Source organism: Methylobacterium sp. CM6241, from assembly GCF_054817845.1.
The window spans coordinates 2,436,713-2,457,349 of the sequence record NZ_CM139246.1; the positions used below are offsets into that span (position 1 = coordinate 2,436,713).

Here is a 20,637-nt window from a genome sequence, read left to right on the forward strand (position 1 = left end):
GCCGTACCGCGAGGTTATGGTTTTGACAAGGCAAGCTCGGCCACACCCCTCGCGCCTCCGGTGGACGGCATGATTTCGCGATTCTTCAAGCGAAGCTCCGCGCGCGCCAGCGTCGTCGAGGCTTTGCATCTGCGGATCAACGAAGCCTCGCGGGCGCCGGGGCTCTATACCCATCTCGGCGTCCCCGACACTGTGGAGGGCCGTTTCGAATGCCTGACGCTCCACGTCATCATGGTTTTGCGACGGATGAACCAATTGCCGGCTCCCGCGGCGGACATCGCCCAGGATCTGGTCAACGCGGTCTTCCTCCAGCTCGATTCCTCACTGCGCGAACTCGGTGTCGGCGATTTCGGCGTGCCCAAGCGCATGAAGAAACTGGGTGCGGCCTTCTACGGTCGCGCGGCGGGTTACGACGGCGCCCTGGATGCAAGGGACGAGGACGGCCTCAAGGCCGCCTTGGCCCGCAACGTCATCGGCACCGCGACACCGGAGGCGGGTGCCGGCCTCGCGCGCTACGTGCTGAGAAGTGTCGATCTGCTCGATGCGCGCGACCTCGACCAAATCGTCTCGCACGGGCCGGGCTTTCCCTCCCCGCTCACCCTCAGCCAATCAGGAGACATCTGACATGACGGCAAAGTCGACGGCCGGGCCATTGTCGCGGCCATTCCGGGTCGACCGCCTGCCCAGGGACAGGGCAGGGATCGTCATCGATGCGACCCCCGAGGAAGAAGCGGCGCTGGCGGCGGATTTCCGGATTCCGGCCATCCGCGATCTCGTGGGCCGGCTACACTGGAGCGGAACGTCCGCCCGCCTGGTCATCACCGGCACGGTGTCGGCCTTCGTCACGCAGGTCTGCACAATCAGCCTCGAACCGTTCGAGGCGGAAATTTCCGAACCGGTCGAGATCGTGTTCAGTGACCACGAGCCGGAAAAGGACGCCGGAGACGAGGAGGCCGATATCCCGGACCCGATCGTCAACGGTACGATCGACCTCGGGCAGGTCACCGCCGAATTCCTGGCGCTTGGCCTCGATCCGTATCCGCGTAAGCCCGGCATCGACTTCGAGCCCGTCACCGACGCGACGGAATCGCCGCTGGCCATCCTCAAGACGTTGAAGCGCGACGAGGCCTGACACTCGGCCCGAGCGACGGATTTTCAGGGTTCCGGCGCCGAAGTCGCGATACGGATTCCGGAAAAGCTGAGATTTCGTTTGCCCGCCGGGCTCGAACCGCTATTTTCCGCCGCGCCGAGGAGGGGCCCGCCCATGCGGGTCCATGCCTCTCGACCATCCCTTCTCGCCGAAGGGCGTCTCATCGACCCTTTTGCAAGAGGGGTCTGTCCTTCCTGAAAGAGGCCTCCGGCCGAACCACATGTCTCAAAGAGTGTGCATCTCGCTCGACGCCATGGGCGGCGATCACGGTCCTACGACCGTGGTCCCCGGCGCCGCCATCGCGCGCGAGCGCCATCCCGAGATGACGTTCCTGATGTTCGGGGACGAGGCCATCCTCGCCCCGCTGGTGGCGGCCGAACCGCGCCTGAAGGGCGCCGTAGAGATCCGCCATACCACCGTGGCGATCTCCATGGACGAGAAGCCGAGCCAAGCCGTGCGTTCGGGCCGAGGCAAGTCCTCGATGTGGCGCGCGATTCAGGCCGTGAAGGACGGGGAGGCCGATGCGGCCGTCTCCGCCGGCAACACCGGTGCGCTCATGGCGATGTCGAAGATCTGCCTGAAGACCTTGGCCGGCATCGAGCGCCCTGCCATCGCGTGCCTCTGGCCGACCGTGCGCGGCGAGAGCGTCGTCCTCGATGTGGGGGCGACGATTGGCACAGATGCGGAGCATCTGGTGGAGATGGCCCTGATGGGTGCCGCCATGGCCAGGATCGTGTTCGATCTCGATAAGCCGACCGTGGGCCTGCTCAATGTCGGGACCGAGGAGATGAAGGGCAACGAGGCGGTGAAGGAAGCCGCCCGGCGCCTGCGCGAAAGCGATCTGCCGAACCTGACCTATCACGGCTTCGTGGAGGGCAACGACCTCGGCAAGGGCACCGTGGACGTGGTGGTCACCGAAGGCTTCACCGGCAATATCGCGCTGAAGACCGCGGAGGGCACGGCCAAGCAGATCGGCAGCTACCTGCGCGCGGCCATGAGCCGGACCCTCTCGGCCAAGATCGGATACTTTTTCGCCCGGCAGGCTTTCAAGGCACTCCGCGACAAGATGAACCCGAGCCGTGCAAACGGTGGCGTCTTCCTCGGTCTGGAGGGTATCGTCATTAAGAGCCACGGCTCGGAAGATGCCCATGGTTTCGCAGCCGCCGTCGATCTTGCGCACGATATGGCGCGTCACGACCTGATGCGGACCATTCGCGACATGCTCGAACTCACGCCCATGGCCGCCTCCGCATGAGGTGGTCGATGCCGGATCGGATCTGACATGGCGGTTATACGCTCCGTAGTGGCGGGAACGGGCTCGGCCCTTCCCGCACGCCTGGTGACGAACGACGAGTTGACGAAGACCGTCGACACCTCCGACGAATGGATCGTCCAGCGCACGGGCATCCGTCAGCGCTACTTGGCCGAGGCCGGTGAGACCACATCGACCCTGGGCATCAAGGCCGCTGCCGCTGCCCTGGAAGATGCCGGGCTCGGTCCGGAGGATATCGACCTCGTCATCTGCGCCACGTCCACGCCGGACCATACCTTTCCGTCCGTGGCGACCCAGATCCAGGCGGGGCTGGGGATACGGTCCGGTTTCGCCTTCGACCTCCAGGCAGTCTGCGCCGGGTTCGTCTACGGCGTCGCCACCGCCGACAAGTTCATTGCCTCCGGGAGCGTGAAACGCGCGCTCGTGGTCGGCGCCGAGACTTTTTCGCGAATCCTCGATTGGGAAGACCGCACGACCTGCGTGCTGTTCGGCGATGGGGCAGGGGCGATCGTGCTCGAAGCCCAGGACGGCGAAGGGACGAGTGACGATCGTGGCGTACTCACCAGCCACCTGCGGTCCGATGGACGGCACCGGGAGAAGCTCTACGTCGATGGCGGCCCCGGCTCCACCGGTACGACCGGCCACCTGCGGATGGAAGGCAAGGAGGTCTTCCGCTTCGCGGTAGGCTCGGTGACGGATGTCATCGCCGACGCGTTCGCCGCCACGGGGACGAGCGCGGACGACCTGACATGGTTCGTGCCGCATCAAGCCAACCGGCGCATCATCGAAGCCTCCGCCGACAAGCTCGGCATCGACCGGAGCAAGGTCGTCCTCACTGTCGACCAGCACGGCAACACCTCGGCGGCCTCCATCCCACTCGCCCTCGATGCGGCCCGTAAGGACGGTCGGATCAAGCGCCGCGATCTCGTGATGATCGAAGCCATCGGCGGTGGTTTCACCTGGGGCGCCTCACTCATCCGCTGGTAGGGCGCGCCACGCTTCCATGGCATGGCCAAGCTTTGGATCGGACGCGCGGTTGACCGCGGGGCAAACGAAGATTAGCGTGTCCGATCATAGAGATACGTTAGAAAATACGATTCGTTTGGGGAATGACGCATGGCAGGGAAGACGGTCACACGCGCCGATCTGAGCGAGGCCGTCTATCAGCAGGTCGGCCTGTCGCGGACGGAATCGGCGGCTCTCGTCGAGACCGTGTTGTCGGAAATCTGCAGTTGCCTCGCATCCGGTGAAACGGTGAAGCTGTCCTCGTTCGGTTCCTTCGTCGTTCGCGGCAAGGGCCGGCGCGTCGGCCGCAACCCCAAGACCGGCGTCGAGGTCGCCATCGAGCCGCGCCAGGTGATGGTGTTCAAACCTTCCAACGTGCTCAAGGCCCGGATCAACGGCGTGAACGGCGTCGCGGAACAGGACGACGATTGAGGTCCATCATGCCGCTGGCAGCCAAGGTTCCGACCGATCCGACCTCCGGCAGGGACGGCTCCTTCGAGGTGAGCATCCCCGGCCTGATGGATCACCGCGACACCGTGGAGAAGCGCCCCGGCGCCTTCCGCACCATCAGCGAAGTCGCCGACGATATCGACGTTCCGCAGCACGTTCTTCGGTTTTGGGAAACCAAGTTCACCCAGGTCAGGCCGGTCAAGCGTGCCGGTGGTCGGCGCTACTATCGGCCAGAAGACGTCGACCTGATCAAGGGCATCCGCCGCCTGCTTCACGACCAGGGCTACACGATCCGTGGTGCCCAGCGTGTCCTGAAGGAGAATGGCATCCGCTTCGTGCAATCGGTCGGCCGAGGCGAAGCGGAGGTGGCGGCGCCGAGCCAGCGCGATCTGGACGCCGGAGATTCTGAGGCAGAGGACGAGGCGGTCAGCCATCTCGCCGGCGACGAGCGCCAGAGCCTCGATCGACAGGCTCTGAGGGCAGTGCTGGACGACCTTTACGCGTGCCGGGATGCTCTACGGCATCTCCGCGACCCATCGGATCCTTCGGCTCACTCCTGAGACGTCCATCCGGGTCGGCGCGAGGGACGTTTTGCACCTGATGGATCGTTTGTGTCCGAGAGCGTGCGGAATCCTGCTCGCGAAGGAAACGTTCCGGTGCCCTCGACGGCGGGCAGGCGCCTTCCCACATGCATCCGGCCACGGCGGTCGCACTTTTTTCGTCCCATAAGGTCGCCAGGCATCACCGGAGACCGCCCGATGTACGCCGTCAAATCGAAGACCTTTCTCGCAGCAGGCCTGTTTCTCGCCCTGGCCAGCGTCCCGGCCATGGCCCAGGACACCGCGACCCGCTCTGAGACCGCGGCACCCGGCAAGAGCGTCCGCATTCTCATCGCCTCGAACCTGAAGGACGATTGCAAGCCGGGCTCGATGCCCGAGATCCGCATCAGCACGTCGCCCAAGAATGGATCGCTCATCACCAAGACCGGCAGCGTCACGACCCCGTCGAGCCACAAATGCCCGAACAAGAAGACCGCCGCGACGGGCGTCTTCTACCAGAGCAAGGACGGGTTCACCGGAACCGACGAAGTCGTGGTCGAGGTGAAAAAGGCGGATGGGAAGACCATGACCCAGACGATCAACATCACCGTCGGCGGTTCGGCCACAAAGGGCGGTGACGAGAGCAAGAAGGGCGCCACCGACCTGTGAGCCTAGCCTGATACCATTCAGGCATGACGCGTCCGGCGGCCTGTATCCACGCCGCCGGACTCCGCACTGTGGCAAGCTTCCCACGCTCAATTGCCGTCGCGACCGCACTGCGACAAAACTGGGCCTGTCAGTTGCATCCTAGCCGAGACAGGATGAAGCTACGTCAGTCGTGAAGGGATCGGGATGCCAATGCCATCGACGAACGACCTGTTCCAGAGCTTTACCCGGGGTTACGAAGCACGCCGCGACACGGAGATGAGCCTCTCCGAATTTCTCGAGGCCTGCCGCGACGAACCCCTGATGTATGCGACAGCGGCCGAACGCATCCTCGATGCGATCGGCAAACCGGAATTCGTCGATACGTCCAAGGATGCCCGCCTCGGCCGGGTGTTCATGAACCGGACGATCCGGATCTACCCAGCCTTCTCGGAATTCTACGGCATGGAGGAGACGATCGAGCGGATCGTCTCGTTCTTCCGGCACGCCGCGCAAGGTTTGGAGGAGCGCAAGCAGATCCTCTACCTTCTCGGCCCGGTCGGTGGCGGCAAGTCCTCCTTGGCCGAGCGGCTGAAGGCGCTGATGGAAGTCCACCCCATCTATGTGCTCAAGGCCGGCAACGAGGTCTCGCCCGTCTTCGAAAGCCCCCTCGGCCTCTTCGACCCCGAAGTGATGGGGGCCGAGATCCAGGAGCGCTACGGCATTCCCCGCCGCCGCCTCACCGGACTGATGAGCCCCTGGGCCCTGAAGCGCCTCGACGAGTTCAACGGCGATATTTCGCAATTCAAGGTCATCAAGGTCCGGCCGTCGCGCCTGCGCCAGATCGGCATCGCCAAGACCGAGCCCGGCGACGAGAACAACCAGGACATCTCGAGCCTCGTTGGTAAGGTGGATATCCGCCGCCTGGAGACGCTATCCCAGGCCGACCCCGATGCCTATTCCTACTCGGGCGGCCTCAACCGGGCGAACCAGGGCGTTCTCGAATTCGTCGAAATGTTCAAGGCGCCCATCAAGATGCTGCACCCGCTGCTCACGGCGACGCAGGAGGGCAATTACGTCGGGACCGAGAATATCGGTGCGATTCCCTTCACCGGGATCATCCTGGCGCACTCGAACGAGTCCGAGTGGCAGACCTTCAAGACCAACAAGAACAACGAAGCCTTCATCGACCGCATCTACGTGATCAAGGTGCCGTACTGCCTGCGGGTGACGGAAGAGCAGCGGATCTACGAGAAGCTCGTCTCGGGCTCCGAACTGGCGGACGCGGCCTGCGCTCCCGGCACGCTGGAGATGCTGGCGCGTTTCTCCGTGCTCTCGCGCCTGCGCGAACACGCGAATTCCAACGCCTTCTCAAAGATGCGCGTCTATGACGGCGAATCCCTGCGGGAGGTCGATCCCCGCGCCCGTTCCATGCAGGAATACAAGGATTCGGCGGGCGTCGACGAGGGCATGGACGGCATCTCCACGCGCTTCGCCTTCAAGGTGATGGCGGCGACGTTCAACCACGACACCACCGAGGTTTCCGCCGATCCCGTGCACCTCATGTACGTGCTCGAACAGGCCTTGCGCCGCGAGCAATTGCCGCCGGAGACGGAGAAGCGCTACCTCGAATTCATCAAGACCGAACTCGCACCGCGTTATGCCGAGTTCATCGGCCACGAGATCCAGAAAGCCTATCTCGAATCCTACCACGATTACGGCCAGAACCTGTTCGACCGTTACATCGACTACGCCGATGCGTGGATCGAGGACCAGGACTTCAAGGATTCCGAGACGGGGCAGCTCCTCAATCGTGAACTCCTGAACCAGGAGCTCACCAAGATCGAGAAGCCGGCCGGCATCGCGAATCCCAAGGATTTCCGCAACGAGGTGGTGAAGTTCGCCCTTCGCTCGCGGGCCCAGCATGGCGGCCGCAACCCGTCATGGACCTCCTACGAGAAGCTGCGGGAGGTGATCGAGCGCCGGATGTTCAGCCAGGTGGAGGAACTGCTTCCGGTGATCTCCTTTGGTTCGAAGAAGGACGGCGACACCGAGAAGAAGCATGGCGAGTTCGTCGACCGCATGGTGGCGCGCGGCTACACCGAAAGGCAGGTCCGACGGCTGGTCGAATGGTACATGAGGGTGAAACAGGCGGGCTAGCTTTCCGAGCGCGTCCCGTCGCGACGGACAGACGGGCGGGCATCATCGATGTCCGCCCGCCACGACCAGCGAACTGCCAGAGTCTTGAAGGCGAGGGCGAAAACACCGGATGCACATCGTCGACCGTCGATTGAATCCAGGAGGCAAGAGCCTCGCGAACCGTCAGCGCTTCCTGCGCCGGGTCAAAGACATGGCCCAACGTGCCGTGCGAGAATCGGCCCGCGAGAAGGACATCAAAGATCTCGGCAAGGATGGCCGCGTCACGGTTCCGGGCGACGGTGTTCGCGAACCGAGATTCAGCCGGCAATCCGGCACCGGATTTCAGGATTACATTCTTCCCGGCAACAAGACCTACGTGGAGGGAGACCGGATCGAGCGTCCACCCGGCGGCGGCGGCGGAAAGGGTTCGGGGGAGGGCGGTGAAGGCTCCGAGAACAGCGAGGACGCCTTCAACTTCGTGCTGACGCGGGATGAGTTCCTCGAACTCTTCCTCGAAGACCTGGAACTCCCCGACCTCGCCAAGCGCCGCCTCTCCGTGGTGGAAACCGAGGGACTGCGTCGGGCGGGCTATACGGTATCCGGCTCGCCCGCCAACCTCGCCCTGACGCGCACCCTGCGCAATTCCATGTCGCGCCGCATCGCCCTGAAGCGGCCGAAGCCGAACGAGATCGCGGAACTCGAGGCGCGGATCGCCGACGCCCACGGGACCGACCCGCTTCTGCCGGATATGAAGCTCGCCCTCGAAGCCCTGCGCGAGCGCACCCGGCGCATTCCCTATGTCGACCCGATCGATCTTCGTTACCGCCGCTTCGAGCCTTATCCGCGCCCCATCGCTCAGGCGGTCATGTTCTGCCTGATGGATGTGTCCGGTTCGATGACCGAGCACATGAAGGATCTGGCCAAGCGCTTCTACATCCTGCTGCACATCTTCCTCACGCGGCGCTACCGCCACGTCGAGATCGTCTTCATCCGCCATACCGACAAAGCGACGGAGGTGGACGAAGAAACGTTCTTCGGCTCGCGCGAGACCGGCGGCACCCTGGTCTCGTCTGCCTTGGTGGAGATGAAGCGCGTCATCACCGAGCGCTACAGCCCGGATGATTGGAACATCTACGCCGCGCAGGCATCTGACGGCGACAACGTCTCCAGCGACGGCCCGACTGCCACGGAATTGCTGCGGGCGCATATCCTGCCCGCCTGTCAGCACTTCGCCTATCTCGAAGTCGGCGACGAGAACGGTCCTCGCGCCGGCTTCGTGGAGCACCGCACCACCCTTTGGCGCACCTATGAGGGGCTCGCTAAATCGGGCGGCGCCATCGCCATGCGCAAGGTCAACCACCGCCGCGACATCTACCCCGTCTTCCGCGACCTGTTCGGGCGAAAGGACGCCCGGGCGGAGGCGGAGGGGTGAGCGGCGCTCTCGCGCGCGACCCTCGTCCCGCTACGGAGGAGGGAAAACCTGTTCCGGCCTCTCGGTCTTCAGCGATGAGGCGGACGGACTATACCGACGCATAGATCGGGACCACGCATGACACTCACGCTTCCCCAAACGATCTCGGGCCGCCAGACACCCCTGTTCAGCGGGAACGACTGGGATTTCGACACCATCCGCCGAATCCATGACGCGTGCGAGGCCGAGGCGCGGGAACTCGGCCTGTCTTGGTACCCGAACCAGATCGAGATCATCACCGCCGAGCAGATGCTCGACGCCTATGCCTCCATCGGCATGCCGCTCTTCTACAAGCACTGGTCCTTCGGCAAGCATTTCGCCCAGCACGAGGCCGGTTACCGGCGGGGGATGATGGGGCTCGCCTACGAGATCGTCATCAATTCCGATCCGTGCATCTCCTACATCATGGAGGAGAACACAGCGACGATGCAGACGCTGGTGATCGCGCATGCCGCCTTCGGCCATAACCACTTCTTCAAGAACAATTACCTGTTCAAGCAATGGACCGATGCCGAGGGTATCCTCGATTACCTCGACTTCGCGAAGGGCTTCATCTCCCGATGCGAGGAGCGCTACGGCCACCATGCCGTGGAGCAAGTGCTGGACGCCGCGCATGCGCTGATGAGCCAGGGCATCCATCGCTATCCCCGCAAGAAACGGCCCGACCTCGCCTCCGAGCAACGTCGCGAGCGGGAGCGGGCCGAGCATGGCGAACAGATCTACAACGATCTCTGGCGAACCCTCCCGCAAAAGACCGCCGGCGCCAGGCCGGACGCCGCCTTGGAGCGCCGCAAGGCGCTGCTGGAGCTACCGCAGGAGAACCTGCTCTATTTTCTCGAGAAGGCCGCCCCCAGGCTCCGGCCCTGGCAGCGCGAGATCCTGCGCATCGTCCGTCTCGTGGCGCAGTATTTCTATCCCCAGCGCCAGACCAAGGTGATGAACGAGGGCTGCGCCACCTACTGCCACTATCGGATCATGACCTCGCTGTCGGAGAAGGGGCTCATCAACGAAGCCGCCTATCTCGAATTCCTGCAGTCGCACACCAACGTCATTCGCCAGCCGAACTACAACGAGCGCGGCTATGGCGGGCACAATCCCTACGCCATCGGCTTCGCGATGATGCAGGACATCGCCCGCATCGTGGAGCAGCCGACGGAGGAAGACCGGCAATGGTTCCCCGAGATCGCCGGCACGGGTGACGCGATGGCGACCCTGCGCGACATCTGGGCGAATTATCGGGACGAGAGCTTCATCGCGCAGTTCCTCAGCCCCAAGCTCATGCGCGACATGCGCCTGTTCCACGTCGTCGACGATCCCGACGAAGCCGAACTGCGCGTCGAGGCGATCCATGACGAGCGTGGTTACCGCAAGCTACGCCGATCCTTAGCACGACAATACGACGTCGCCTGGCTCGATCCCGATATCGAGGTGGTGGATGTCGACCTGGAGGGCGACCGCCGCCTCATCGTCCACCACAAGGCGCTGAACCGCATTACGCTCCAGGCCGACGATGCCAGACGCGTCCTGCAGCATCTGGCGGATCTCTGGGGCTACGACGCGGTGCTGAAAGAAATCGACCCGGCGACGGGCGCGATCCTCGCCGAACATCACGCGGCGGCGCGGCCGATCTTCTTCTGACGGGCCGGAACGCACGGGTTTGAGCCGCGATGCATCGTATTTGATCCATCCCGCTCGTCTTTCCTTCGCAGGCGATCACCCATCCTCGAAGGCGCAAATGGCGAGGTTTGTATGAGTGAGCGTCGGATCGATGAGCGGCTCCGCAAGGACGAGGCTGGCCTGATCGCCATAGACGAACACACGACGATCCCCTGCATCGTCTACGACATATCCGCCTCCGGTGTGCGCCTCACCCTCCCGGAAGCCATCCAGGTCCCTGACACGTTCATCCTGTACTCCTCCTGTGTCGCGGGGATGGAAGTCTGCCGCGTGGTATGGCGCGGCGAGGAGACCATCGGTGCGACCTTCAGCAGGGTGACGGCCTAAGGCTCGGTAAATCCGACCTCGCCGGCCGCGTAGCCGTACCCGCAGCTCGATCAGCGTCGGATATCGATTCAGCCGTATCGCGATGCATCCGGAGTCGATGCCGAAATCCGGAATTCTCGGGCAAACGAAAAAGGCCGGGGCTGCGCACCCCGGCCTTTCCGTCAGGACGGACGACATAAGCTCGAAGGCCAATGTCACCGCGTTTTAATGGTCGGAGTAGCAGGACTTGAACCTGCGACCCCCTGTCCCCCAGACAGGTGCGCTACCGGGCTGCGCTATACTCCGTCAAGAACCGTCCTGACTACCGATCGACTGCGAAAAACACCGATCCAGTCCTTGGTCCGAGGACCAACGCGCTGACTGGGCTGCGCTCCGCTTCGACGCCCTGTAACGGGCTGAGGGGTCTTAGCTTCACGGTCCTTCCCGTGCAACCCCTTTTCCGCGAGTCCGGCGCAGAGCTTCATGCGCCGGACCTTGTCGTCTTCACGCGTGCGACGGCGTCGCGTGGGGATCGTGCTTGTCGGGGGTGGTGTCGTGCGGATCCTTGCCACGCTTCTTGGCGAACCAGATCAGTATGTTGCGGATCGCCACATAGAAGACCGGGGTCAGGAACAGCCCGAAGAACGTCGCGCCGATCATACCGAAACAGACGGCGGTTCCGAGAGCCTGACGCATCTCCGCGCCGGGACCGGTGGCGATGACGAGGGGGACCGTACCGAGGATGAAGGCGAAGGCCGTCATCAGGATCGGGCGCAGGCGCAGCCGGCAGGCTTCCACCGCGGCGGCGACCGGCCCCTTCTTCTCCGTCTCCTCGAGCTGGTGGGCGAATTCCACGATCAGGATTGCGTTCTTCGCCGCCAGACCGATGAGCACGATCAGCCCGATCTGAGTCAGGATGTTGTTGTCCTGCCCCCTGAACTGGACCGCGCCCAGGGCCGAGAGCACACCTGTCGGCACGACGAGGATGATCGCCAGCGGCAGCGCCCAGGATTCGTACTGCGCCGCGAGCACCAAGAAGACGAGGAGCACGCCGAGACCGAAGACGTAGATCGCGGTGTTGCCCGTCGCCTTCTGCTGGAAGGCGATCTCGGTCCAGTCGTAGGCGTAGCCCTCCGGCAGGGACTGAGCGATCTTCTCCATCGCCGCGAGCGCCTGGCCGGTCGACACGCCGGGCTTGGCATCGCCCTGGATCGGCACCGAGTAGAACAGGTTGAACCGCTGGACGATCTGCGGCCCGCTGATCTCGCGGATCGACGCGAGGGTTCCCATCGGCACCAAGGCGCCGGTGGAGGAACGCACCTTCAGCCGCTCGATATCGCCCTTCTCCAGGCGGAAGGCCGCGTCGGCCTGGGCACGCACCTGATAGATACGGCCGAACGTGTTGAAGTCGTTGACGTAGGCACCGCCGAGATTGGTCTGCAGCGTCGCGAAGACAGAGGCGAGCGGCACGTTCAGCATCCGCGCCATCGTGCGATCGATGTCGATGAAGAGCTGAGGCGTGTCGTTGCCGAAGGTGGTGAACACGCGCTGGACGTCGTTGCTCTGGTTCGCCTGACCGAGAATCTCGTTCGTGGCGGCCAGCAGCGGAGCGATGGCCGAGTTCTGGCGGCTCTCGATCTGCATCTTGAAGCCGCCGCCGGTACCGAGGCCTCGGACGGGCGGCGGCGGAATGAACAGGACGCGGGCCTCTTGGATCGAGGCCGTGGCCTTGAACACGTCGCCGGTGATGGCCGCCGCCGTCCTACCCGTCGTGGCACGCTCCTTTGCCCCCTTCAGGACCAGGAACATCACGGCGCCGTTGGTGGTGTTGGTGAAGGTCGCCCCGTCGAAGCCCGAGATGATGACGGCATCGGCGACGCCGTCGACCTTCAGGGCCATGTCGGCGGCCCGCCGCACCACGGCGGTGGTGCGCTCCAGAGCCGAGCCCGCCGGCAGCTGGACGACGCCGATGAGGTAGCCCTGGTCCTGCTGCGGGATGAAGCCGGTGGGCGTCGTGGTGGCCACATGCAGCGTTCCGGCGATGATCGCGGCATACACCACCATCATACCGAGCAAGCCGATCATGCGTCCGGTCAGGAAGCCGATCGTCGCCGCGTACCAATGCGAGAGCTTGTCGAAGCCCCGATTGAACAAGTCGGCGAGCCAGCCGAAGAACCGCGTCAGGAAGAATTTCGGCTTGGCATGTTCGTGGTGGGGCTTCAGCAGCAGCTTGCAGAGCGCCGGTGATAGCGTCAGCGAGTTGAACATCGAGATGATGGTCGAGGCCGCGATGGTCAACGCGAACTGCTTGTAGAACTGGCCGGAAATGCCCGGGATGAACGCCGTCGGGATGAACACCGCCGACAGGACGAGGGCGATGGCGAGCACCGCGCCGCCCACTTCGTCCATGGTCTTGTGCGCGGCGTCCCCGGGCGAGAGTCCCTCGGCCATGTTGCGCTCGACATTCTCCACCACGACGATCGCGTCGTCGACGACAATGCCGATGGCGAGAACGAGCCCGAACAGGGTCAGGTTGTTGATGGAGAAGCCGAAGGCCTGCATGGCGGCGAAGGTGCCGATGAGCGAGACCGGGATCGCGATCACGGGGATCAGCGCCGTGCGCCAGCTCTGCAGGAAGACGATGACCACGACGACCACGAGGGCCACGGCTTCGAACAGGGTCTTGTAGACCTCGTGGACCGATTCTTCGATGAACTCCGTGGGGTTGTAGGCGATGCGGTACTCGACCCCCGGCGGGAAACTCTTCTTGATCGTCTCCATCGTCGCCCGCACCTGCGAGGCGGCTTCGAGGGCGTTCGTCCCCGGACGCTGGAACACGCCGACGCCGACGGCAGGGGTCCCGTTCAGGAAGGACTGCGTGGTGTAGTCCTTCTGGCCCATCTCGGTGCGGGCAATGTCCTTTACGCGCACGAGGCGGCCGTCGCTCGCCTTGACGATGACCTCGGTGAACTCCTCCGGGGTCTGGAAGCGGCCCTGAGACTGGACGACGAGCTGGAAGGCGTTGTCCTTCGGTGCGGGCGGGGCGCCGAGGGCGCCGGAAGCGACCTGGACGTTCTGTTCCTGCAGGGCCGAGATGACGTCGGTGGTCGAGAGCCCGTAGGCGGAGAGCTTGTTCGGATCGATCCAGATGCGGAGCGCGTATTCGCTGCCGCCGAACACGGTAATGTCGCCGACGCCATCGAGGCGCAGCAGTTCGTCACGGATTCGCAGGTAGATGTAGTTCGAGAGGTAGTTCTGGTCGTAGGTGTTGTCGGGCGAGAGCAGGTGCACGACCATCATCAGATCGGGCGACGACTTACGCACCGTGACGCCGAGGTTGCGCACGTCCGGCGGAAGACGCGGCTGCGCCACCGAAAGGCGGTTCTGCACCAGCACGTTGGCGATATCGAGGTTGGTGCCGACCTTGAAGGTGACGGTCAGCTGCATGTTGCCGTCATTGGTCGACAACGACGTCATGTAGAGCATGTTGTCGACGCCGTTCACCTCCTGCTCGATCGGTGTCGCGATCGTCGCCGCCACCGTCTCGGCATTGGCGCCTGGATAGGAGGCGCGCACGACGACGGTCGGCGGAACGATCTCGGGATATTGCGCGACGGGCAGCGACTCGTAGGAGACGTAGCCGAGGATCAGGAAGATGATCGACGTCACCGACGCGAAGATCGGCCGATCGACGAAGAAGTGGGCAAAGCGCATCGGTCAAACCTCTCGCCGCATAGGAGCCCTGGGCAACCTCTGCGGGAATGTTTCTTCGTTCGCCGTCACGGACCCGCCAGATGTCACGCCCCTGAAACGGAAGGCGGAAACGAGCGGGCCCGGTCTAGAATGGGGTCGCGTCAGCTGCGGCTCGGCGGCAGCGTGCTCGCCTCTGCCGTCACCTTGGCGCCGGGGCGGACGCGGGACAGGCCGTTGACGACGATGTTCTCGTCGCCCTTCAGGCCTTCGCGGATCACGCGGTATCCATCGACCTTCGGCCCGAGCTTCACGTCGCGGGTGCTCACCGAGCCATCATCGGCCACGATGTAGACGATGCGCTTGTCCTGGTTCGCGGAGATGGCCTCGTCGGGGAGCAGGATACCCTGGAACGGCTTCGTCGCCGGCAGCGAAACGATGCCGAACAGGCCCGGCTTGATGAAGCCGTCCGGGTTCTCGACCGTGGCGCGCAGCAGCACCGTACCGGTGGCGTTGTCGACGCGGTTGTCCACGAAGTCGAGGGTGCCCTTGCGGGTGGGCTTTGTCTCGTTGGTCAAGGCGATCAGGATCGGAACGCCCTTGCCCTTCTGGGTCTGGCCCATGCCGATGCCGAGGCTGCCCTGGTACTTCAGGAAAGAGCGCTCATCGACGGTGAAGCCGAAATAGATCGGGTCCAAGGAGACGATGGTCGTCAGCTGGGTCTGATCGGTGATGACGATGTTGCCCTCGGTGACGAGGCGCTGGCTGATCCGGCCAGAGATCGGGGCGCGGACTTCGGTGAAGTCGTAATTGAGCTGAGCCTGTCGAAGCTGGGCATCGGCGCTGTCGACATTGGCCTGCGCCGTCTGCGACGCCTGACGCCGCTGATCCGTCACCTGCTCTGAGATGTTGCCCGAGCGGCTCAGGGTCTGAGCGCGTTCGAGGTCGGTCTGGGAGAAGGTCAGCCCGGCCTGCGCGGAGGTGAGGGCGGCCTTGGCCTGGTCGAGGGCGGCCTTGTAGGGGCGGCGGTCGATGACGAAGAGCAGGTCGCCCTTCTTCACCGTCGCGCCATCCACGAAGTTGACCTTCTCGAGATAGCCGGTGACCCGCGCCCGCACGTCGACGATCTCTACCGGATCGAACCGCCCGGTATACATGTCGGTTTCGACGATCTCACGCACCACCGGCTTGGCCGTGGTCACTTTGGGAGGCGGCCCACCGGGCGCCTGCGCGGAGACCGGAGATGCGAAGGCTAGAAATGCTGCGGACAGGAGGATCGCGGACGACCATCCGGAGAGCGGACGCTTGATCATGTTGCTTTTCCCTGCGCCCAGCGAGCTAAAGGCACCGTTCCCGCGATGTCGTGCGCTGCCGCACATAGCCCGTGGAGCGATGGGATTGAGGCGTGGAATAATCGCCGAACCGCCGACCGGCCGGACTTCGAACACCGGATATTCAGGACTCGACCGTTTCACCGGCACGATACCAGTCCTTGAACCCGCCGACATAATGCTCCTCCACCGGGATCCCGGCGGATTGCGCGGTGGCCAAGGCATGAACCGAACGGACACCGGCCGCGCACGAAAAGACCGGGCGGCGCCCGTCCTCGGAGATGAGGGTCGACAACGCTTGCGTGTCGAAAGTCGATAGCGGGTGGGTGACCGAACCCGGAATATGCCCGGCCGAATATTCGTGCGGCTCCCGCACATCGATGAGCAGGATCGAACCGTCGTCGAGCCCGCGTTTGACCGTTTCCCGATCGAGATCGACAACCTTCATGCGCCTGGCCCTCGCTTCATCGCCCGGTGTGGCGAATGTTCTTATGCGTCAGGCGTCATCTCGGCAAATCCTCGGCCGGACAAGGGCCAACGCCAATGTTCGGCAATCCGGGCCGGAGGAGGTTCGGCTCGATAGAGCGAAGCTGTTCGAGTGGCACGGATAGGCGCGATGACCACCTCCACCTCCCGCCGTATCTGTTCGAAGTCTTCGAGAGATCCTGGGTAGGTGCAGGACCTGCGCGACCGCATCGCCCGTGCCCCGAGGGCCGTAGCAAACCGCCGAGATCGTAGTTAGGCCTGGTTGAAACCGCTGAGAACGGGCAGTCTTGGATCGGCGATCCCGATGGCCTGGAATAGGCTGCCCATGCCTCGTTTTTCCGATGCCGTGAGCCGATGAAACGCGGTATCGACCGCGTCGGCCTGCGCACGGCTCGCCCCGACTTTCAGGCGATCGGCGCGTTGGCGCAGTCCCAGGTTCAAGAGGAACGCTCCCTGGTCCAGCGGACCGTCGATACGGGCGCCTTCACCCCTGGCCGCTCGGCCGAGGGCGGCGAAATCGACATGGGTCGTCAGATCCGCCTCACCGGGAGACAGCAGGGGATCGGCGAAGCGGTGAGCCGATACCGCTTGGAACGTATCGCCAAATCCGGGTCGTACATGCCCGTAATCGATGGCCAGCAGCGCGCCGCCCTGGGCAACGATCCGGCGGCTGAGATTTCGCGCTATGTCGAGGGCCGGTGCCGGAACAGTCATCAGTACACCGACCGGCGCCTGTGCGCTGATCTCGCGATCGGGCTCGGCGGCAAGACCGAACGTGAGACGACCGCCATCCGGCGAAAGGCCGACGAGACGCTCACACCAGCCGCGTTCCGTACGCTGGAACTGGCGAACGGGAAGCGCATCGAAGAATTCGTTGGCAACGACGATCATCGGCCCTTCGGGCAGAGTCTCGATCCCATCGTGCCAGGTCGGAGACACGGCTCCGAGGCGGGAGGCCTGTGCCGCCCGAAGCAGGGGACTCGTCTCCACGAGATGGACGGCGGGCTGGAAATCCGGCGCCGCCCGGCCTAGCGCCCGCAGGGCATCGGCCATCAACGTACCGCGCCCGGGGCCGAGTTCCGTCAGGACGAGATCGCTCGGCCCTCCCATGGAGGCCCAGGTGACGGCGATCCAGATCCCGATCAACTCGCCGAACATCTGACTGATCTCGGGGGCCGTCACGAAATCGCCGCGTGCGCCGAGGGGATCGCGGGTGCGGTAATAGCCATGGATCGGGTGGCCGAGGCAGAGGGCCATGTAGCGAGCGAGGCTCATCGGCCCCGCCTCGACGATCTCGTCGCGAATCTCGAAGAAGAGCGGCGTGGTCATGCCGTATCAGCCCGCACCGCCTCCTCGACGGGCCGGCGCGGCCGCGTCACGCCGCGGAGTGCGAGGGCGATGTAGGTGAGGCCGATCAGCGCCATGGGCACGCAGAGCAGCATCCCCATGGTGATGCCGCCATAGCGCCAGTCCCCAGTCCCGAACAGGTATCCGAGTTGCCGGTCGGGTTCGCGAAAGAATTCGCAGAACGTGCGGGCGAGGGCGTAGCCGAGGACGAAGATCCCGCCGAGGAGACCTGGCTTACGGAAACCGAAGCGACGGACGGCCAGCGCCATCACCACGAAGAGGAGGGCGCCTTCCGTGGCCGCCTCATAGAGCTGGCTGGGATGCCGCGCCAGCGGGCCGCCGGAGGGAAACACGACCGCGTAGGCAAAATCCGGCGCGATCCGCCCCCACAATTCGCCATTCACGAAATTGGCGATGCGGCCGAAGAACAGGCCGATGGGAACGACGACGGCGGCGAGATCGAGAAGGGTATAGGGCGACAGTTTTCGCGATCGGGCGAACAGCACCATCGCCAGCACCGCGCCGAGAAAGCCGCCGTGGAACGACATGCCGCCGTTGCGGATCGCCAGGATCTCGAGGGGATCGTCGAGATAAAGCGGCAAATTATAGAAGAGGACGTAGCCGATGCGGCCGCCGAGGACGACGCCGAGGGCGACCCAGACAATGAGGTCGTCGATGTCGTTGAGGCTCGGCCGCCGCACGACACCCCAGAACCGGTCCGCCGCCACCAGTCGGCGGGCATAGAACCAGCCGCCGACGAGGCCTGCGATATAGGATAGGGCGTACCACTTGATCGTGATCGGGCCGATCGCCACCGCCACCGGATCGATGGCGGGAAAGGGCAGGGCGAGCAACGGCGGCATCGGCTGGCCTCCAAGAATGGGGCCGGCTGTGGACGTTCCGGGCCTCCCGCGTCAACCCTCGGTCGACGCGGGAGGCCCATGACGGGTCAGGCGGCCCGCACCGTCGCGAGGAATTGACCGACTTCCGAACGCAGGCTGTCGGACTGTGTCGACAGGTCTTCCGAGGCCACCAGGACCCGGCCGGCGGAGGTGCCGGCCTCGGCTGCCGAGCGGGCGACCTCCTCGATGTCCGTGGTCATCGCGCCGGTCCCGGCCGAAGCCTGCCCCATGTTGCGGACGATCTCCTGGGTGGTGAGGCTCTGCTCCTCGACCGCCGCAGCGATGCTGCTGGTCACCATGCTCATGCTCTCGATCCGCGAGACGATGCCCTGGATCGCGCCCGATGCGCCGTTGGTCGCGCCCTGGATCGCCTCCACCTGCTGGTGGATCTCGGCCGTGGCACGGGAGGTCTGCTCGGCGAGGCTCTTCACCTCGGCCGCCACGACGGCGAACCCGCGTCCGGCTTCGCCCGCACGCGCGGCTTCGATGGTCGCGTTGAGGGCCAACAGGTTGGTCTGCGAAGCGATCTGCTGGACCATGCCGACCACGTCACCGATGCGCGTCGCGGCAACCGACAGCGTGCGCATGGTCTCCGCGGTACGGCTCGCCTCCTCGACGGCAGAGCGCGACATGTCGGCGGCCTGCTCGACCTGACGGCCGATCTCCTGCACCGTGGCACCGAGTTCCTCGGCGGCCGCGGCCACCGCGTTGACGTTGCCGGCAGTCTGGTGGGCGGTAACAGCGACAGAGGTCGAACGGCTCACCGTGCCGTCCACGGTCATGGTCATGCTGTTCGACGCATCATGCAGGCTCGCCGAGGCGGACGACACGCCGTCGACGATGCGGCCGACGGAGCGCTCGAAATTGTCGGCGAGTTCGTTGAGCAGGGCGCGGCGCTCGATCTCGGCGCGCATGCGGGAGGCCTCGGTGGTTTGAAGCTGCTGGGCAGCGTCTTCCAGAGAAATGTCGCGGATGGTGACGACGGCGCGGGCGATCTCGCCGATCTCGTCGGCACGACGGCTGCCCGGGACCTCGTCGAGGGTCTCGCGGCGGGCCAAGGCCTGAAGGGCACGGGCGAGGGCACCGAGGGGCCGGACGATGCTGCGGGCGAAGAGCAGGCCGAGAAGGGCCGTGGCGGCGAGAACCGCGAAAGCCGACATGAGCAGCGATTTCGTCAGGCTGTTCACGGAATGCAGCGCCTCGCTCTGCGCCTGCTCGGCGACGATCGTCCAGGGCGAACCCAGCATCGAGATCGAGGCGGTGGCGGCCAGGCGAGCTTTGTCGCCGCTGCCGTAGACGAAGGGCTTGCCGGATTTCAGGCTCTCGGCGTCAAGCCCGGTCATCGTGACGGGCATGCCCGCCTTCACGGCGGAGTTCAGGGGCGGATTACCGCGCAGCAGCCCATCGGAACCGACGGCCATGACCTGTCCCGTATCGCCCAGGCCGTTCCGTTCGGACAGCGAGGCGTCGAAGAGGGCGGGCGTCACGCGCAGCACGAGGAAGCCGATCCGCGAGGCGGCCTGGCCGGTTCCCATGGCGACGTTGGCGCGACGGTAGATGCCACGGCCCATGAAGGCGGAGGGACCGGAATCCGTGGGATATGCGGCGAAGTCCTGCGACAGAACACTGTCGGGCTCGGCGGTCTTCAGGCGCTCGATCAGCTTGGCAAGACCGGATTTCTGCAGGTCCGGCTCCGAGAGACTATGGGTGAAATCCGCGCCCTTCGTCGTGGTGTAGACAATGCGCCCCTCCTCATCGACGAAGAGAAGGTCGGCATAGCCGGGACGCTCCAGGAGTTTGCGGGCGACTTCCTGAACCTTGGCGTGGCGTCGGCCATACATCGTGCCCGTACCCTCGACGGCCATGCGTTCCTGCACGGTCGTCGGGCTGGTGAAGGCCTGAACGAGGCTGGCATAATCGGCCTTATTGGGATCGAGGGCTTCGACCAGATCGCCGACATTGCTGGAGACCTGATTATTGCCGGCGGTAGCGATCAGATCGCCGCGGGCGCGGTCGGCGATCAGTTCCAGCCCGGTCTTACGAGCCGTAGCGGCGAATTCCAGTCGCTCTTGCACAGCGGATGTCAATCCAGACCTAGCCGAATACCAGCTCAGGCTGCCCATGAGGGCAGTACTGACCATTGCCAGACCGACGATCATCACGGGAAGGCGGACGTTGAGACTGCTGGCTATGGACATAAGGAAGTAGGCCCCTGGAGAAACTAGG

The 20,637-nt window shown here is 64.6% G+C and carries 17 protein-coding genes and 1 tRNA gene; 11 read left to right on the forward strand and 7 right to left on the reverse strand.

What is annotated here, in order from left to right:
- Positions 1-69 precede the first annotated feature (69 nt).
- The 11 genes from ACYQR9_RS11265 to ACYQR9_RS11315 all read left to right on the forward strand — a co-directional run bounded on the left by ACYQR9_RS11265 (position 70) and on the right by ACYQR9_RS11315 (position 10,676).
- Complete coding sequence (locus ACYQR9_RS11265) at positions 70-624, forward strand: ubiquinol-cytochrome C chaperone family protein (RefSeq protein WP_461229611.1); 555 nt, start codon at positions 70-72, stop codon at positions 622-624.
- A gap of 1 nt (position 625) precedes the next feature.
- A complete protein-coding gene (locus ACYQR9_RS11270; RefSeq protein WP_056429883.1) occupies positions 626-1,132 on the forward strand; it encodes a YceD family protein in 507 nt (168 codons plus the stop codon).
- Positions 1,133-1,370: 238 nt separating this feature from the next.
- Complete coding sequence (plsX, locus tag ACYQR9_RS11275) at positions 1,371-2,405, forward strand: phosphate acyltransferase PlsX (protein ID WP_056255658.1); 1,035 nt, start codon at positions 1,371-1,373, stop codon at positions 2,403-2,405.
- A gap of 27 nt (positions 2,406-2,432) precedes the next feature.
- Positions 2,433-3,410, forward strand: coding sequence for a beta-ketoacyl-ACP synthase III (locus ACYQR9_RS11280; protein WP_461229612.1), 978 nt, complete (start codon positions 2,433-2,435; stop codon positions 3,408-3,410).
- 129 nt (positions 3,411-3,539) lie between these two features.
- On the forward strand, positions 3,540-3,860 hold the full coding sequence (locus ACYQR9_RS11285; RefSeq protein ID WP_056429891.1) for an integration host factor subunit alpha: 321 nt from the start codon (positions 3,540-3,542) through the stop codon (positions 3,858-3,860).
- Between the two features lie 86 nt (positions 3,861-3,946).
- The gene (locus ACYQR9_RS11290) at positions 3,947-4,438 is read left to right on the forward strand and encodes a MerR family transcriptional regulator (RefSeq protein WP_056430493.1); all 492 of its coding nucleotides are present in this window, start codon (positions 3,947-3,949) and stop codon (positions 4,436-4,438) included.
- Positions 4,439-4,636: 198 nt separating this feature from the next.
- Positions 4,637-5,086: a 4-aminobutyrate aminotransferase gene (locus ACYQR9_RS11295; protein WP_461229613.1), complete on the forward strand. Its 450-nt coding sequence runs from the start codon at positions 4,637-4,639 to the stop codon at positions 5,084-5,086.
- A 183-nt stretch (positions 5,087-5,269) separates the two neighbouring features.
- Positions 5,270-7,222, forward strand: a complete 1,953-nt coding sequence (locus tag ACYQR9_RS11300; protein WP_207413608.1) for a PrkA family serine protein kinase — start codon at positions 5,270-5,272, stop codon at positions 7,220-7,222.
- A 109-nt stretch (positions 7,223-7,331) separates the two neighbouring features.
- Positions 7,332-8,633, forward strand: a complete 1,302-nt coding sequence (locus ACYQR9_RS11305) for a YeaH/YhbH family protein (RefSeq protein WP_056429901.1) — start codon at positions 7,332-7,334, stop codon at positions 8,631-8,633.
- 117 nt (positions 8,634-8,750) lie between these two features.
- Complete coding sequence (locus ACYQR9_RS11310) at positions 8,751-10,310, forward strand: SpoVR family protein (RefSeq protein ID WP_461229614.1); 1,560 nt, start codon at positions 8,751-8,753, stop codon at positions 10,308-10,310.
- Between the two features lie 111 nt (positions 10,311-10,421).
- The gene (locus tag ACYQR9_RS11315; protein ID WP_207410752.1) at positions 10,422-10,676 is read left to right on the forward strand and encodes a PilZ domain-containing protein; all 255 of its coding nucleotides are present in this window, start codon (positions 10,422-10,424) and stop codon (positions 10,674-10,676) included.
- Positions 10,677-10,884: 208 nt separating this feature from the next.
- On the opposite strand, the gene ACYQR9_RS11320 is transcribed toward ACYQR9_RS11315, so the two are convergent.
- From ACYQR9_RS11320 to ACYQR9_RS11350, 7 genes are all read right to left on the reverse strand, one after another.
- A tRNA-Pro gene (locus tag ACYQR9_RS11320) sits at positions 10,885-10,961 on the reverse strand.
- 198 nt (positions 10,962-11,159) lie between these two features.
- On the reverse strand, positions 11,160-14,369 hold the full coding sequence (locus tag ACYQR9_RS11325) for an efflux RND transporter permease subunit (protein WP_461229615.1): 3,210 nt from the start codon (positions 14,367-14,369) through the stop codon (positions 11,160-11,162).
- Positions 14,370-14,509: 140 nt separating this feature from the next.
- Complete coding sequence (locus ACYQR9_RS11330) at positions 14,510-15,658, reverse strand: efflux RND transporter periplasmic adaptor subunit (RefSeq protein WP_056429913.1); 1,149 nt, start codon at positions 15,656-15,658, stop codon at positions 14,510-14,512.
- A gap of 142 nt (positions 15,659-15,800) precedes the next feature.
- Complete coding sequence (locus ACYQR9_RS11335) at positions 15,801-16,124, reverse strand: rhodanese-like domain-containing protein (RefSeq protein WP_461229616.1); 324 nt, start codon at positions 16,122-16,124, stop codon at positions 15,801-15,803.
- A 290-nt stretch (positions 16,125-16,414) separates the two neighbouring features.
- Positions 16,415-17,491 carry a class I SAM-dependent methyltransferase gene (locus tag ACYQR9_RS11340; protein ID WP_461229617.1) on the reverse strand — a complete coding sequence of 359 codons (1,077 nt, stop codon included), beginning with the start codon at positions 17,489-17,491 and terminating at the stop codon, positions 16,415-16,417.
- Positions 17,488-18,372, reverse strand: coding sequence for a prolipoprotein diacylglyceryl transferase (gene lgt / locus ACYQR9_RS11345; RefSeq protein ID WP_461229618.1), 885 nt, complete (start codon positions 18,370-18,372; stop codon positions 17,488-17,490). The genes ACYQR9_RS11340 and lgt overlap by 4 nt, the downstream gene beginning before the upstream one ends.
- A gap of 86 nt (positions 18,373-18,458) precedes the next feature.
- Positions 18,459-20,609: a methyl-accepting chemotaxis protein gene (locus tag ACYQR9_RS11350; protein WP_461229619.1), complete on the reverse strand. Its 2,151-nt coding sequence runs from the start codon at positions 20,607-20,609 to the stop codon at positions 18,459-18,461.
- Between the last annotated feature and the right edge of the window lie 28 nt (positions 20,610-20,637).

Bases quoted from the DNA above. Each gene is read 5' to 3' on its own strand.
- ACYQR9_RS11270 (WP_056429883.1), top strand. From the start codon at position 626: ATGACGGCAAAGTCGACGGCCGGGCCATTGTCGCGGCCATTCCGGGTC.
- ACYQR9_RS11290 (WP_056430493.1), top strand. From the start codon at position 3,947: ATGGATCACCGCGACACCGTGGAGAAGCGCCCCGGCGCCTTCCGCACC.
- ACYQR9_RS11305 (WP_056429901.1), top strand. From the start codon at position 7,332: ATGCACATCGTCGACCGTCGATTGAATCCAGGAGGCAAGAGCCTCGCG.
- ACYQR9_RS11285 (WP_056429891.1), top strand. From the start codon at position 3,540: ATGGCAGGGAAGACGGTCACACGCGCCGATCTGAGCGAGGCCGTCTAT.
- ACYQR9_RS11295 (WP_461229613.1), top strand. From the start codon at position 4,637: ATGTACGCCGTCAAATCGAAGACCTTTCTCGCAGCAGGCCTGTTTCTC.
- ACYQR9_RS11330 (WP_056429913.1), bottom strand. From the start codon at position 15,658: ATGATCAAGCGTCCGCTCTCCGGATGGTCGTCCGCGATCCTCCTGTCC.
- ACYQR9_RS11340 (WP_461229617.1), bottom strand. From the start codon at position 17,491: ATGACCACGCCGCTCTTCTTCGAGATTCGCGACGAGATCGTCGAGGCG.
- ACYQR9_RS11280 (WP_461229612.1), top strand. From the start codon at position 2,433: ATGGCGGTTATACGCTCCGTAGTGGCGGGAACGGGCTCGGCCCTTCCC.
- plsX (WP_056255658.1), top strand. From the start codon at position 1,371: ATGTCTCAAAGAGTGTGCATCTCGCTCGACGCCATGGGCGGCGATCAC.
- ACYQR9_RS11265 (WP_461229611.1), top strand. From the start codon at position 70: ATGATTTCGCGATTCTTCAAGCGAAGCTCCGCGCGCGCCAGCGTCGTC.
- ACYQR9_RS11350 (WP_461229619.1), bottom strand. From the start codon at position 20,609: ATGTCCATAGCCAGCAGTCTCAACGTCCGCCTTCCCGTGATGATCGTC.
- lgt (WP_461229618.1), bottom strand. From the start codon at position 18,372: ATGCCGCCGTTGCTCGCCCTGCCCTTTCCCGCCATCGATCCGGTGGCG.
- ACYQR9_RS11300 (WP_207413608.1), top strand. From the start codon at position 5,270: ATGCCAATGCCATCGACGAACGACCTGTTCCAGAGCTTTACCCGGGGT.
- ACYQR9_RS11310 (WP_461229614.1), top strand. From the start codon at position 8,751: ATGACACTCACGCTTCCCCAAACGATCTCGGGCCGCCAGACACCCCTG.
- ACYQR9_RS11335 (WP_461229616.1), bottom strand. From the start codon at position 16,124: ATGAAGGTTGTCGATCTCGATCGGGAAACGGTCAAACGCGGGCTCGAC.
- ACYQR9_RS11325 (WP_461229615.1), bottom strand. From the start codon at position 14,369: ATGCGCTTTGCCCACTTCTTCGTCGATCGGCCGATCTTCGCGTCGGTG.
- ACYQR9_RS11315 (WP_207410752.1), top strand. From the start codon at position 10,422: ATGAGTGAGCGTCGGATCGATGAGCGGCTCCGCAAGGACGAGGCTGGC.